General features: G+C 41.7%; 8 protein-coding genes and 1 pseudogene. 2 read left to right on the forward strand and 7 right to left on the reverse strand.

Features of this window, described 5'->3' with window-relative positions; genetic code table 11:
* Positions 1-375: 375 nt before the first annotated feature.
* Together psaB and psaA are read right to left on the reverse strand one after the other, a co-directional pair.
* Complete coding sequence (gene psaB, locus H6F39_RS19165; protein ID WP_137909329.1) at positions 376-2,607, reverse strand: photosystem I core protein PsaB; 2,232 nt, start codon at positions 2,605-2,607, stop codon at positions 376-378.
* A 120-nt stretch (positions 2,608-2,727) separates the two neighbouring features.
* A complete protein-coding gene (gene psaA, locus H6F39_RS19170; RefSeq protein WP_137909330.1) occupies positions 2,728-4,986 on the reverse strand; it encodes a photosystem I core protein PsaA in 2,259 nt (752 codons plus the stop codon).
* A gap of 565 nt (positions 4,987-5,551) precedes the next feature.
* On the opposite strand from psaA, the gene H6F39_RS19175 reads away from it, so the two are divergent.
* Positions 5,552-6,895 carry a hypothetical protein gene (locus H6F39_RS19175; protein WP_370539410.1) on the forward strand — a complete coding sequence of 448 codons (1,344 nt, stop codon included), beginning with the start codon at positions 5,552-5,554 and terminating at the stop codon, positions 6,893-6,895.
* Here the strand turns inward: H6F39_RS19175 and H6F39_RS19180 are convergent, their stop codons facing one another.
* From H6F39_RS19180 to H6F39_RS19190, 3 genes and pseudogenes are all read right to left on the reverse strand, one after another.
* Positions 6,896-7,810 (reverse strand): glutaminase, encoded by a 915-nt coding sequence (locus H6F39_RS19180; protein ID WP_190397236.1) that lies wholly within the window; start codon positions 7,808-7,810, stop codon positions 6,896-6,898. It abuts the gene before it with no gap.
* 115 nt (positions 7,811-7,925) lie between these two features.
* On the reverse strand, positions 7,926-9,617 hold the full coding sequence (gene ilvD, locus H6F39_RS19185) for a dihydroxy-acid dehydratase (protein WP_137909332.1): 1,692 nt from the start codon (positions 9,615-9,617) through the stop codon (positions 7,926-7,928).
* 257 nt (positions 9,618-9,874) lie between these two features.
* Positions 9,875-10,180 (reverse strand): annotated as a pseudogene (locus tag H6F39_RS19190) (pentapeptide repeat-containing protein); the annotation flags it as partial.
* 154 nt (positions 10,181-10,334) lie between these two features.
* Here H6F39_RS19190 and H6F39_RS19195 point away from each other — a divergent pair.
* Positions 10,335-11,090, forward strand: coding sequence for a thioredoxin domain-containing protein (locus H6F39_RS19195; RefSeq protein ID WP_137909333.1), 756 nt, complete (start codon positions 10,335-10,337; stop codon positions 11,088-11,090).
* Positions 11,091-11,481: 391 nt separating this feature from the next.
* Here H6F39_RS19195 and H6F39_RS19200 read toward each other — a convergent pair whose 3' ends face one another.
* Together H6F39_RS19200 and rlmB are read right to left on the reverse strand one after the other, a co-directional pair.
* Positions 11,482-11,784, reverse strand: coding sequence for a DUF1816 domain-containing protein (locus tag H6F39_RS19200; RefSeq protein WP_137909334.1), 303 nt, complete (start codon positions 11,782-11,784; stop codon positions 11,482-11,484).
* A 158-nt stretch (positions 11,785-11,942) separates the two neighbouring features.
* Positions 11,943-13,049, reverse strand: coding sequence for a 23S rRNA (guanosine(2251)-2'-O)-methyltransferase RlmB (rlmB, locus tag H6F39_RS20870; RefSeq protein WP_370539411.1), 1,107 nt, complete (start codon positions 13,047-13,049; stop codon positions 11,943-11,945).
* Between the last annotated feature and the right edge of the window lie 595 nt (positions 13,050-13,644).

Below are 13,644 nucleotides of genomic sequence, written 5' to 3' on the forward strand. Positions count from 1 at the left end.
GGGTGGGCATCCTGCCCGCCCATTAAAAAAATCCTCTTGTGGGGTGGGCATCCTGCCCGCCCATTAAAAAAATCCTCTTGTGGGGTGGGCATCCTGCCCGCCCATTAAAAAAATCCTCTTGTGGGGTGGGCATCCTGCCCGCCCATTAAAAAAATCCTCTTGTGGGGTGGGCATCCTGCCCGCCCATTAAAAAAATCCTCTTGTGGGGTGGGCATCCTGCCCGCCCATTAAAAAAATCCTCTTGTGGGGTGGGCATCCTGCCCGCCCATTAAAAAAATCCTCTTGTGGGGTGGGCATCCTGCCCGCCCATTAAAAAAACCCCCCACCTTGCGGCAGGGAATTTTTTTGTTACTTACCTACAACCAGTAGTCAAGATCAACCGAACTTACCAGCAGTAGAAGCAATGAGGAACGCTGCATAGGTAACGATGTAGCCAACAGTGAAGTGAGCTAAACCAACCACACGAGCTTGAACAATAGACAGAGCAACGGGCTTATCCTTCCAGCGAACCAAGTTAGCTAAAGGAGTACGCTCGTGCGCCCAAACCAAAGTTTCAATTAACTCTTGCCAGTAACCTCTCCAAGAGATGAGGAACATGAAACCAGTAGCCCAGATGAGGTGTCCAAAAAGGAACATCCAAGCCCAAACAGACAAGTTATTCATGCCGTAAGGGTTGTAACCGTTAATCAACTGAGCAGAGTTAGCCCAGAGGTAATCACGGAACCAACCCATGAGGTAGGTAGAGTTTTCGTTGAACTGAGCAACGTTACCTTGCCAAATACCTAGATGTTTCCAGTGCCAGTAGAAAGTTACCCAACCAATGGTGTTTAACATCCAGAACATAGACAGGTAGAAAGAGTCCCATGCGGAGATATCGCAAGTACCGCCACGGCCTGGACCATCGCAGGGGAACGCATAACCGAAGTCCTTTTTATCGGGCATCAGTTTAGAACCACGAGCATCCAAAGCACCCTTAACAAGTACCAAGGTGGTGGTGTGGATAGCCAAAGCGAAAGCGTGGTGAACCAAGAAGTCGCCAGGGCCAATGGTCAGGAACAAGGAATTTGTGCCTGAGTTGATGGCATCTAACCAGCCAGACAACCAAACGTTACCAGCATTGGGGTAAGCGGTGTAAGCAATACTGTCGGGGTTAGACAACAGTACATTCAAGCCATACAGAGCTTTACCTTGGGCAGCTTGGATGAATTGAGCAAATACTGGCTCAATCAAGATTTGTTTTTCAGGAGTACCGAAGGCCACAACTACGTCGTTGTGAACGTATAAGCCCAAGGTGTGGAAGCCTAAGAAGAGAGATACCCAGCTAAGGTGGGAAATGATCGCTTCTTTGTGCTGTAACATCCGGTCAAGAACGTTACCTTTGTTTTGTTCGGGGTCGTAGTCACGAACCCAGAAGATTGCTGCGTGAGCAAAAGCACCAACCATCAAGAAACCAGCAATGTACTGGTGGTGGGTGTACAATGCTGCCTGTGTTGTGTAGTCCTTAGCGATGAACGCATAAGGAGGCAGAGCGTACATATGCTGCGCTACCAAGGAACAAATAGTTCCCAAAGATGCCAAAGCTAATGACAACTGGAAGTGCAGGGAGTTGTTGATGGTGTCGTAAAGACCTTGGTGAGGGAGGTTGAAAGGACCTTCGCTCTTTGTACCAGGTAATAAACCGGATTTGGAGTTAAGCATTTCTTTAATGCTGTGACCAATTCCGAAGTTAGTCCGGTACATATGACCAGCAATGATGAACAAAACTGCGATCGCCAAGTGGTGGTGAGCCATGTCAGTCAACCACAAGGATTCTGTTTGGGGGTGGAAACCGCCCAAGAAGGTGAGAATCGCAGTCCCAGCACCGGTGGAAGTACCAAATAAATGGCCAGCGGTGTCAGGGTTTTGAGCGTAAACGCTCCAGTTACCTGTGAAGAAAGGAGTTAAACCTGCTGGATGGGGAGCTACACTCAGGAAGTTATCCCAACCCACGTGAATACCACGGGATTCAGGAATAGCAACGTGAACCAAGTGACCAGTCCAAGCTAAGGAGCTAACACCGAACAAACCAGCGAGGTGGTGATTCAAACGGGGTTCAGCGCTCTTGAACCAAGAGAGGCTAGGACGAAACTTGGGTTGTAAATGTAACCAACCAGCAAATAGGAACAATGCCGCCAACAGGAGCAAACCAACGGAACCAGTGTATAGTTCGGCGTTTGTCCGCATCCCGATGGTGTACCACCAGTGGTAAACACCGGAGTAAGCAATGTTTACGGGATTGCTTGCACCCGCTTGGGTGAAAGCTTCAATTGCTGCTTCACCGAAGTGAGGGTCCCAAATTGCATGGGCAATGGGACGGACGTGCAGGGGATCTTTAATCCACTGTTCAAAGTTACCTTGCCAGGCCACGTGGAACAGGAGGCTGGATGCCCACAGGAAGATGATTGCCAAGTGACCGAAGTGCGTAGCGAAAATCTTTTGGTAAAGATTCTCTTCCGTCATGCCATCGTGGCTTTCAAAGTCGTTGCCTGTAGCGATCGCATACCAAATCCGACGCGTAGTCGGGTCCTGTGCGAGATCCTGGCTAAATTTTGGAAATTTTGTTGCCATAGGTGTGATCTGTCCTCTGACCTTTAGCCATCAAGTGTCAGCAAAATTTTAGATTCTAGATTTTGGATTTTGGATTGAATCTAAAATCTTAGAATCCAAAACCCAAAATTCCACTGATTTTTATCCTACTGAAAGGATGTGTGCGTGGAAGAATGCCCAAGTGGTGGCGATTCCTCCTAATAGGTAGTGAGCCACACCTACAGCCCGACCTTGAGTGATGCTCAGTGCGCGAGGCTGAATTGTTGGGGCTACTTTCAGTTTATTGTGCGCCCAAACGATGGACTCAATTAGTTCTTGCCAGTAGCCACGACCGCTAAACAAGAACATTAAGCTGAACGCCCAAACAAAGTGAGCGCCTAAGAACATTAGTCCGTAAGCGGACAATTCTGTTCCGTAGGAGTTAATTACTTGTGTAGCTTGCGCCCACAAGAAGTCACGTAACCAACCGTTGATGGTGATAGCGCTTTCTGCAAAGTTGCCACCAGTAATGTGATTTACTGTGCCATCTGGGTCTACTGTTCCCCAGACATCAGATTGCATCTTCCAGCTAAAGTGGAAAATTACAATTGATAGGGAGTTATACATCCAGAACAGTCCCAGGAAGATATGATCCCAACCGGAAACTTGGCAAGTACCGCCACGACCTGGACCATCGCAAGGGAATCGGAAGCCTAAGTTCGCCTTGTCTGGAATCAGACGAGAACTGCGGGCGTACAATACACCTTTGAGCAAGATGAGAACAGTAACGTGAATGGTGAATGCGTGGATGTGGTGAACCATGAAGTCCGCTGTACCCAAAGTAATGGGCATCATAGCGATCTTATCGCCGATAGCCACAATTCCACCACCAAAAGCATGACTAACTACTTGCAGAGCGTTAGGTGCTGTGTTACCAGGAGCTAATGTGTGCAGGTTTTGCACCCACTGAGCAAATACTGGCTGTAATTGAATTGCGCTGTCGGAGAACATATCTTGGGGACGACCCAAAGCACGCATGGTGTCATTGTGAATGTACAAACCAAAGCTGTGGAAGCCTAAGAAAATACAAACCCAGTTAAGGTGAGAAATGATAGCGTCACGGTGACGAATCACGCGATCTAAAACGTTGTTTTGGTTAACAACAGGATCGTAATCCCGCACCATGAAGATGGCCGCGTGAGCCGCACCACCAACAATCAAGAAACCACCGATCCAAATATGGTGAGTGAAGATACACAATTGTGTTGCGTAGTCCGTCGCCAAGTAAGGATAGGGAGGCATCGCGTACATATGATGCGCGATGATGATTGTCAATGAACCCAAGAAAGCTAAGTTAGTAGCCAATTGAGCGTGCCAAGAAGTGGTGAGGTTTTCGTAAAGACCTTTGTGACCTTCGCCAGTGAAAGGACCTTTATGAGCTTCTAGAATATCTTTGATGCTATGACCGATACCCCAGTTGGTACGGTACATATGACCAGCAACGATGAACAGTACAGCGATCGCTAGGTGGTGATGAGAAATATCAGTCATCCACAAGCCGCCTGTAACTGGGTTTAAACCACCCTTAAATGTGAGGATATCAGCATAAACTCCCCAATTTAAAGTGAAGAAAGGAGTTAAACCACTAGCGAAACCAGGGTAAAGTTCTGCCATTTTTGCTGTATTAAACAGCAATTCATGAGGCAGAGGGATGTCCTTAGCTGCTACACCTGCATCTAACAGTTTGTTGATTGGTGCAGATACATGGATTAAGTGACCAGCCCATCCCAAAGAACCGCAGCCTAGCAACACTGATAAGTGATGATTCAGCATTGACTCCACATTCTGGAACCATTCCAGTTTAGGAGCGCGTTTGTGGTAGTGGAACCAGCCAGCAAATAAGAACAAGCCTGCTAATACCAAGCCGCCAATTGCAGTTACATATAGCTGGAAGGAGCTAGTGATACCCCAGCCACGCCATACTTGGAACAAGCCGGAGGTGGTTTGAATGCCGCGGAAACCGCCGCCCATATCACCGTTTAAAATGTCTTGTCCAACAATAGACCAAACTGTCTGAGCGCTGGGCTTGACTCCTAATGGATCAGCCAGCCAAGCTTCGTAGTTAGAGAACTTAGCGCCATGGAACAACATTCCGCTCAACCAGATTGCTACTACAGCCAAATGGCCGAAGTGAGCGGCGAATATCTTGCGGGAGATGTCTTCTAAATCGCTTGTATGTGTATCAAAATCATGGGCGAGGGCGTGGAGGTCCCAAATCCAGGTTGTGGTTTTTGGTCCTCTGCTTAAGGATCTCTCGAAATGCCCTGGCTTTGCCCATTTTTCAAATGAGGTAGGAACCGGGTCATTGTCAACGATCACTCTTGCTTTTTTTTCCTCTCGCTCCGGAGGACTAATCGTCATTCGACCTCCTCTCTATAAGGAATGGGGAATCATGAATACCACCTAGAATAACACAGTCGCTCTTTTCAGATTGCTCTGGTTTAGCGATGCGGTTGTCGTGTGGAAAAGAAAAGTTGTTTCTGTTGAATTATAGAGTCTGAACTTGCTCATTGTTATACACCTGTTAACAATAATTAAAAATAGCCAAATTTCTGGTCTCATCTACTTTACAAATTCATATATTGTCCAAATGTCAATAGACTCTTCATTTAATTTACAAATAACAACAATTTGTAAATTAAATGATTTATACTTAAAGCAGCTTAAAAACTTGCTATTCAAGGACTTTTGACCAAATTTGGCCGTCTAAAAGCAAATTCTTGTCCAGAAATTCAGTCAAAAAAATTACTTGTTTACCATTGTAATCAGAAAAAAGTCAGTAAATTTATAACTCTGGCCATAGATTTATGCTTTTACTCCATAGTCCATGAGTCATAATTTGCGTCACAATGATTGCGTTAATTGTTAAAAACTATTACAGGATCAAAACATGAACACTGGGTGGAGAAAATCTTTTCAGCGAATTTTGTCAAAGAGACTCCCAATTATTAAATGGGTTTTCGCGTTATTTCTAGTCGTGATTTTAAGCGGTTGCGTTGAAGCAGTAAGCAGCAAAGAACCATCTATTCAGCCCCAGGTTAAAGCACCACCAGCTTCAGAAATTTCGGGGACGTTTTCGGAAACTGCACCACCAGATGTTATTCAAGCATTGCGTCCTAGTCTAGAAGGTTATCAACCCCAAGTTAGTATTCTCAGTCCCAAAATAGATGAAGTTCTTCAGGAAGATACCGTTAACGTGCGTTTGCAGGTTAAGGACTTACCAATATTTAAAGACCCTCAATGGCAACTTGGACCCCATTTGCACCTAATTTTAGATAACAAACCTTATATAGCTGTTTACGACCTAAATCAATCGGTAGTATTACCAAATTTATCTCCGGGTACCCATACTCTCCGCGTTTTTGCTTCTCGTCCGTGGCATGAAAGTTTTAAAAATGAAGGTGCGTATGCTCAAACTACATTTCATATTTTTACGAAAACCGAGGAAAATAATCCTGATGCTAAATTACCTTTACTTACCTACAGTCGTCCTAATGGTAATTATGGTGCAGAACCAATTATGTTGGATTTCTACTTAACTAATGCACCGTTGCACAGTGTCGCAGAAACTAATCCTGATGATATAATGAGCAACTGGCGTATTCGTAGCACAATCAATGGTGAAAGTTTCATTCTTGATCGTTGGCAACCAATTTATCTTAAAGGCTTTAAACCTGGCCAAACTTGGGTAGAACTAGAATTTCTCAATAATCAAGGACAACCTGTAAAAAATGCCTTTAACACCACTATCAGATTAATTAACTATCAACCCAATGGTCAAGATACTCTTTCAAAAATTGTCAGAGGAGAATTGACAGCAGATGAAGTACGTGGCATTGTAGACCAGAATTATACAGTTAAAATTCCGATTGCTGAACCTAATTCTACAGAAACACCAGCACCAAAAACAGAACAACAATCAATTCCCGAAGTTACACCTGCTGACATTACAGAAACACCAGCACCAAAAACAGAACAACAATTAATTCCCAAAGTTACACCTGATAACATTACAGAAACACCAGCACCAAAAACAGAACAACAATTAATTCCCGAAGTTACACCTGCTGACATTACAGAAACACCAGCACCAAAAACAGAACAACAATTAATTCCCAAAGTTACACCTGCTGACGTTACAGAAACACCAGCACCAAAAACAGAACAACAGTCAAAAGTAACAGAACCACTAGAATCAAATCCAAATCAACTAGATACAGATTCAGTTCCTCAAACAATGGGAAATATCAAATCTCAACTTGAAGAGTAATCAATAAAAAATACTCAATTGTAAATTTTGAGATAAAATTTCCATTAGTGCTAAACCAGCTACAGAATTACCAGCATGATCTAAAGCAGGACTGTAGCTGGCTATCGCTCCCTGATTTGGTACTATAGTTATAAGTCCACCACTAATACCCGACTTCATAGGTAAACCAATTTTGATACTATATTCTGCGGAAACTTCATACAAACCACAAGTTAACATGACTGCATTCACAACTTGACGGTTTTGATTATTGATAAAATCATTTTCACAAGCTAGTATTTTTCCTAATTTCGCTAAATCTTCTACTCGTCCAGATATACAGCATATTTGTTCATAAACATCAAGAGCAAATTTAATATTATTTACATTTCCGGCTTCATAGAGATAATTAGTAATATCTATATTTATAGGAGAACGATTAGCACGAACCGAAGCAAGAATATCTAAATCTATATATAGACTAGTACCTGCTAACTTATTTAACCATGTACAGAACAGTTGTGTAGATTCATTGCTATCTTTTCCTGGAAACTTATCAGCAAGAGTAATAGCGCCACTATTAATCATTGAATTACGAGGATGTCCATTATCTGCTATTAATTGCGCTAAAGAATTGAAAGGTGCGGTTGAGGGTTGAATACCAACCCATTGTAAAACCTGTTTTGCAGTGAATTGTTCCAATAAATATAGTAGAGAAAACGGTTTAATTGCACTCATAAATGGAAATATACAATCTGTATTTCCTAAACTGTAACTTTCATCTGATTTACAAGTTATATTCACAGCAAACCAGTTAGGGTTAGCCATAGCTAATTGGGGAATGCGTTCAATAACTTTTCCTTGTGCTGCTTGGGTTTTTGCTTGTTCCACCCAAATAGATAAATCATGTATATTGATGTTTTTTATTCCTATCAAAACCTTAGTCCTCAAATCAAGATAAAAAATATAAAATATCTGAATATGAAATACATATGAAATACAAATCCCGGACTTATTGAAAAAGTCCGGGATGTGATATAATTAGTTATTACTAATTAGTAAATAAATTCAAATCTGTCACAGCACCCACACTACTAGAAGATACTAGCTTGGCATATTTCCCTAGTACCCCTTTAGTATATCGGGGTGGAAGTGGTTGCCAATTTGCACGACGAGTAGCTAATTCTTGATCTGATACATTGAGTTGCAACAACCGGGCATGAGCATCAATAGTAATGCTATCACCTTCTGCTACTAAGGCTATATTACCACCTACGGCTGCTTCTGGGGCAACATGACCGACCACCATACCGTAAGTACCACCGGAAAAACGTCCGTCGGTAATTAATCCTACAGAGTCACCTAACCCAGCACCGATAATAGCAGAGGTGGGGGCCAGCATTTCTCTCATACCAGGTCCGCCTTTTGGTCCTTCGTAACGGATAATAATCACATCCCCTGCTTTGATTTTCCCCGCTAAAATCGCATCTAAACAAGACTCTTCCGACTCAAATACTCTTGCCGGTCCGGTAATTACAGGCTTTTTGACTCCGGTAATTTTGGCTACTGCTCCTTCCGTGGCCAAGTTGCCCTTGAGAATAGCTAAATGTCCTTGAGCATACATCGGATTATTCCAGGGACGAATTACATCTTGGTCAGTCCGTGGTTCTGCGGGGATATCTGCTAAAACTTCGTCCACAGTTTGCCCGGAAATTGTCATACAGTCACCATGGAGTAAGTCATGGACTAAAAGCATTTTCATGACTTGGGGAATACCGCCGGCTTTGTGTAAATCTGTAGCTACATATCTACCGCTAGGTTTTAAATCACACAAAACGGGAACACGGCCGCGAATGGTTTCAAAGTCGTCTATTGTTAATTCTACACCAGCAGCGCGGGCAATGGCCAGAAAATGTAAAACTGCATTAGTAGAACCACCTACCGCCATAATTACAGAAATGGCGTTTTCAATAGATTTACGGGTGATGATTGTCCGAGGTAATATTTGTTTGCGAATAGCTTCAACCAGGACAATGGCCGATTTTTCCGTACTGTCCGCTTTTTCTGGGTCTTCGGCTGCCATGGTAGAGGAATAGGGTAAACTCATGCCCATTGCTTCAAATGCTGAAGACATGGTATTGGCTGTAAACATCCCTCCACATGACCCTGCACCGGGACAAGCACTACGTTCAACCGCTAACAGTTCATTTTCGTCAATTTTTCCCGCGCTGTACTGGCCAACGGCTTCAAAGGAACTAACTACGGTTAAGTCTTTACCGTCATAATGTCCGGGTTTGATTGTGCCACCGTAAACAAAGATGGCAGGAATATTCATTCTGGCCATGGCTAACATTGCCCCTGGCATATTTTTATCACAACCACCAATGGCTAATACACCGTCCATACTTTGCCCTGTACAGGCTGTTTCAATGGAGTCAGCAATTACTTCCCGTGATACTAGGGAGTATTTCATCCCTTCTGTTCCCATAGAAATACCATCACTAATGGTAATTGTCCCGAAAATTTGCGGCATTGCCCCGGCGGTTTTTACAGCGGTTTCTGCTCTCTGTGCTAATTGGTTAATCCCCATGTTACAAGGGGTAATCGTACTGTATCCATTGGCAATACCGACAATGGCTTTGTCAAAATCTCCATCTTGAAAACCTACAGCCCTCAACATAGCCCGATTGGGCGATCGCTGTACCCCTTGTGTGATCGCTTTACTCTTAAAATTGTCTGCCATCTATTTTTTTTCCTTGTTTACGATTATCGTTGAGTTGTGAGTATTATAATAAGACCGAACCTAAACTCTGATACAAAAAAGCTAACATAAGCTAACAATTACCAGCTTTTTTTCCTGCTTCATCCTAGAAATATCGGTACTATCTAGTCCACAGGCTAACACGGTCAATCTGACCGCTTCTTGACTCAAATTGTGAGCAGCATTTAACTGTTGATTAACCCTGTTATATTGGTGTCTTTTAATTTAGCATTCATTCAAAAGGTGTTTCTTAAATCAGCACCAGTTAAGTTTGCACCACTAAGTTTAGCTTCGCTTAAATTCACACCAAATAAACTTGCACCGCTTAAATTTGCCCCTCGTAAATCCGCACCAGCAAGATTAGCCCCGCTTAAATTTGTTCCGGCTAAGTCAGCCATGACTAAACCAGCATTGCTGAAAAGACATTTTGGACATTGTTTATTTGCTAATAACTGTCTCATATCTTCATAATTTGCAGCTTCAACTGTACCTGATAAGTTGAATGTGAGTAAAAATACAGATGTAGCCAAAATTTTACCTTTCATAATTTATATTTGTATTCACCCCAGTTTTAATTTAAAAATATATTTTAAATATATATTTTGATAAAAGGCATGATTCTATAAAATAAAATCGGGATAATTGCTATTTTATCCGCCAGTTGATAAAATTACATTGCTAATTCTATAGCTTTGACAAATGTTCAAAATTTTTACTCATTTCCGAAATTTAGTAATTTTTAGCTTTATCTGCCTAATTTTCAGCTGGTCACTCCCCGTTCAAGCTGATACTAAAATAGACCCTAAAATAGACCCCCAGCTAGAACAACAAGTTCTAGAAATTATTCGCAAAAATCCAGAAATAATTATTGAATCTGTGGAAGCATATCAGCAGCAGCAGCAACAGAAACTACAACAATCACGACAAGAATTTATCAATAATTTGCAAACAAATCCCAAAACTATAATTGGTGATTCTCCTACAATTGGTGCGACTCAATCAAAAACTGTATTGATAGAATTCTCTGATTTTGAATGTCCCTATTGTGCAGAAGCACATAAAAAGCTAAAGGATTTATTAGCAAAATATCCTAATAAATTTACATTAGTTTATAAATATTTTCCCCTTTATCAAATTCATGAACAAGCATTACCAGCAGCTACAGCAGCTTGGGCAGCATTTCAACAAGGTAAGTTTTGGGAATATCATGATGCCTTGTTTACAAATCAAAAACAATTGGGTGAGACTTTATATTTAGATATTGCTAAAAGGCTGAAATTAAATCTCACAAAATTTAATAATGACCGCCAATTAGCTATTAAACCTATCCAAAATGACCTATTATTAGCACAAAAATTAGGACTAGGGGGAACACCTTCTTTTATTATTACCAGTCAGAATTTTTCTGGACCTGTGAAGCTAACAGAACTTGAAGAAATATTGGGAGGTAAATAATAATATTTGATATATGGCAATAATTTACACCGATTTTATTGCCATTGCCAACAAATCTGCATCTTTAGCTAGAGGTTGCACTTATTGATTATCTGTTTTAATTAGCATAAGTGTAAGGAGTAGTCTCTGAGAAGTGATAAGTATAACTTTTCACTTCTCAATTCCTATGTTCAAGATCGCCATAAGCATCTATTCTGATCAATGTCAATAGGACTTATGTAAGTCTGACACAAAATTATATTTTTTTCTAGTGCGGGCTTTAGTCCCGATGTTGTCCTTTACATTTAATAGTTAATAAGATTAGAACAAGTAATAGAATAAAAGTCTAGATTCAACAAAGTTCGTTCCTAGGATTAGCCTAGGAACGGTGACAGCCTAATTACTTGTTAGACTATATTTGACCGCTAAAGACAGGCTTTACTTTACGGTCAATCCATTCCCCCAAATCTTCAGCAATTGTTAACACACTAGGTTTACAACGTTCTACATTGACTATAATCCCCTGCGCTCCTTCAATTTCCAAATCTTCTATATAGCCAATACTGGCTTTATTTGCTTCCACAGAACTGAAAAATGGACCGAAGTAGTATGTACATTTGGGGGTATGTGTGATAATTTTTACCCACCAAGCAAGTCCGAGGACATTTAATGTATTAATCAACCCTTCTTGAAGGTTATTCCAAATTGTTTTCATGGTTTCCGCTGATTGATAAACGTGTGACTGAGTGTGTGAGAATAGGTTAAATTTATTATCTTTTACATTTCTTTATAGTTGCCGACTTCGTGGATATTTATCCGCGAAGTCAACTTTGTCCAATTTTACCCCGACTGGTTTAACTACAAACGCTTTGATTATTCTTTTTTCAAGGCAATTGTTTGTAGTTTATCAAAGTACAGCGTATTTTGCGATTTTTGACGATAAATTTCGTAAAGTGCCATACCAGTTGCCACGGAAGCATTGAGGCTAGGAGTCTTACCCTGTAAGGGAATAGATACCAAAACATCACAAGAACGTTGTGTCAACATCCCCAGACCTTCACCTTCACCACCCACGACTAAAACCACAGGACCACTAAATTTAACGCTTTGCAATGATTCGCTACCTGTAACAGCAGTCCCGTAAATCCAAAAACCTTGTTCTTTTAACTGTTCTAAAGCCCGACCAAGATTAACAACTCTAGCTACAGGAAAGGTTTCTAATGCTCCCGCTGCCACTTTCACCACCGTTGAAGTAATTCCTGCCGCCCTTCTTTGGGGAATCACCAAACCGTGAGCGCCAATAGCTTCAGCTGTGCGAATAATTGCCCCTAAGTTGTGGGGATCAGTGATACCATCAGCAACAACAATTACAGGATCATTAATAGATTTAGCCTTACTAATCAGATCCTCTAATTCAGTATAGGAATAAGGAGAAATTTGAGCGGCTATTCCTTGGTGATTAGCGCGACCAGTAATTTGGTCTAACCGCATTGGTTCAACTTCGTCAATAACTGCGCCATTATCCTTGGCTTGCAAAATCAAATGATGAAATCTGGGATCATAGCGGAGACGGGTAGTAATCCACAGCTTGTTAATGCTACGTTCATTTTCCAAAGCAGTTAAAACTGGATGACGACCGTAAATGAGATCACTTTCTTCTGTGGGTGTAATTTCTGAAGACGGTTGAGAGGATGGGTAAGAGGGACGGTATCTAGCATTGAAGGATTTACCTTCAGCTAATGTGATTTCTGAAGACTGCTCAGAACCATAGCGAGAGGTGCGAGGTTTAGGAGCATAAGGCTTATCTTCTCTATTTAATCTAATTTCCGGGGATTTGTCCGCACCATAGCGAGATGTGCGAGGTTTAGGAGCATAAGGCTTATCTTCTCTATTTAATCTAATTTCCGGGGATTTGTCCGCACCATAGCGAGATGTGCGAGGTTTAGGAGCATAAGGCTTATCTTCTCTATTTAATCTAATTTCCGGGGATTTGTCCGCACCATAGCGAGATGTGCGAGGTTTAGGAGCATAAGGCTTATCTTCTCTATTTAATCTAACTTCCGGGGATTTATCGGCACCATAGCGAGAGGTGCGAGGTTTAGGAGCATAAGGCTTATCTTCTCTATTTAATCTAATTTCCGGGGATTTGTCCGCAGCATAGCGAGAGGTGCGAGGTTTACTTTCACTTTTGCCTTGATTACGCACAGAGTGAGGAACAACGCGCTTACCCTTAATTTTTACGGGTTGCCCACGCTTAGGTTCGCTGGCAGAATTATTTTTTTTGGGTTGACTTGTCATAGCAGTATTTCAGTATTGAGGTTTGGTTTAAATCAGTGAACAGCCCGATGACATTAATTTAATGAACCATTACAAATCAGTAACAATTACCAGATGTAGCTTCTGACTATTTTTCCAGAGGGAGTTTTTGTAATAGTTCAGTTAAACGGGGGTAATCAGTAAGATACAGCAGTTTCCGAAGTTATGAGGTACAGTTAGTAATAATAAAGATAATACTGTCATGAAAGCATATTCAGTGGATCTCCGAGAAAAAATAGTTGCAGCCCATATTGAGGAA

Source organism: Dolichospermum sp. FACHB-1250 (genome assembly GCF_014696335.1).
In the GTDB taxonomy this organism is placed as follows: Bacteria; Cyanobacteriota; Cyanobacteriia; order Cyanobacteriales; family Nostocaceae; genus Dolichospermum; species Dolichospermum planctonicum.

Excerpts from the sequence above, each read along its gene's own strand:
- psaB (WP_137909329.1), bottom strand. The coding sequence starts at position 2,607 with ATGGCAACAAAATTTCCAAAATTTAGCCAGGATCTCGCACAGGACCCG.
- psaA (WP_137909330.1), bottom strand. The coding sequence starts at position 4,986 with ATGACGATTAGTCCTCCGGAGCGAGAGGAAAAAAAAGCAAGAGTGATC.
- ilvD (WP_137909332.1), bottom strand. The coding sequence starts at position 9,617 with ATGGCAGACAATTTTAAGAGTAAAGCGATCACACAAGGGGTACAGCGA.
- H6F39_RS19195 (WP_137909333.1), top strand. The coding sequence starts at position 10,335 with ATGTTCAAAATTTTTACTCATTTCCGAAATTTAGTAATTTTTAGCTTT.
- H6F39_RS19200 (WP_137909334.1), bottom strand. The coding sequence starts at position 11,784 with ATGAAAACAATTTGGAATAACCTTCAAGAAGGGTTGATTAATACATTA.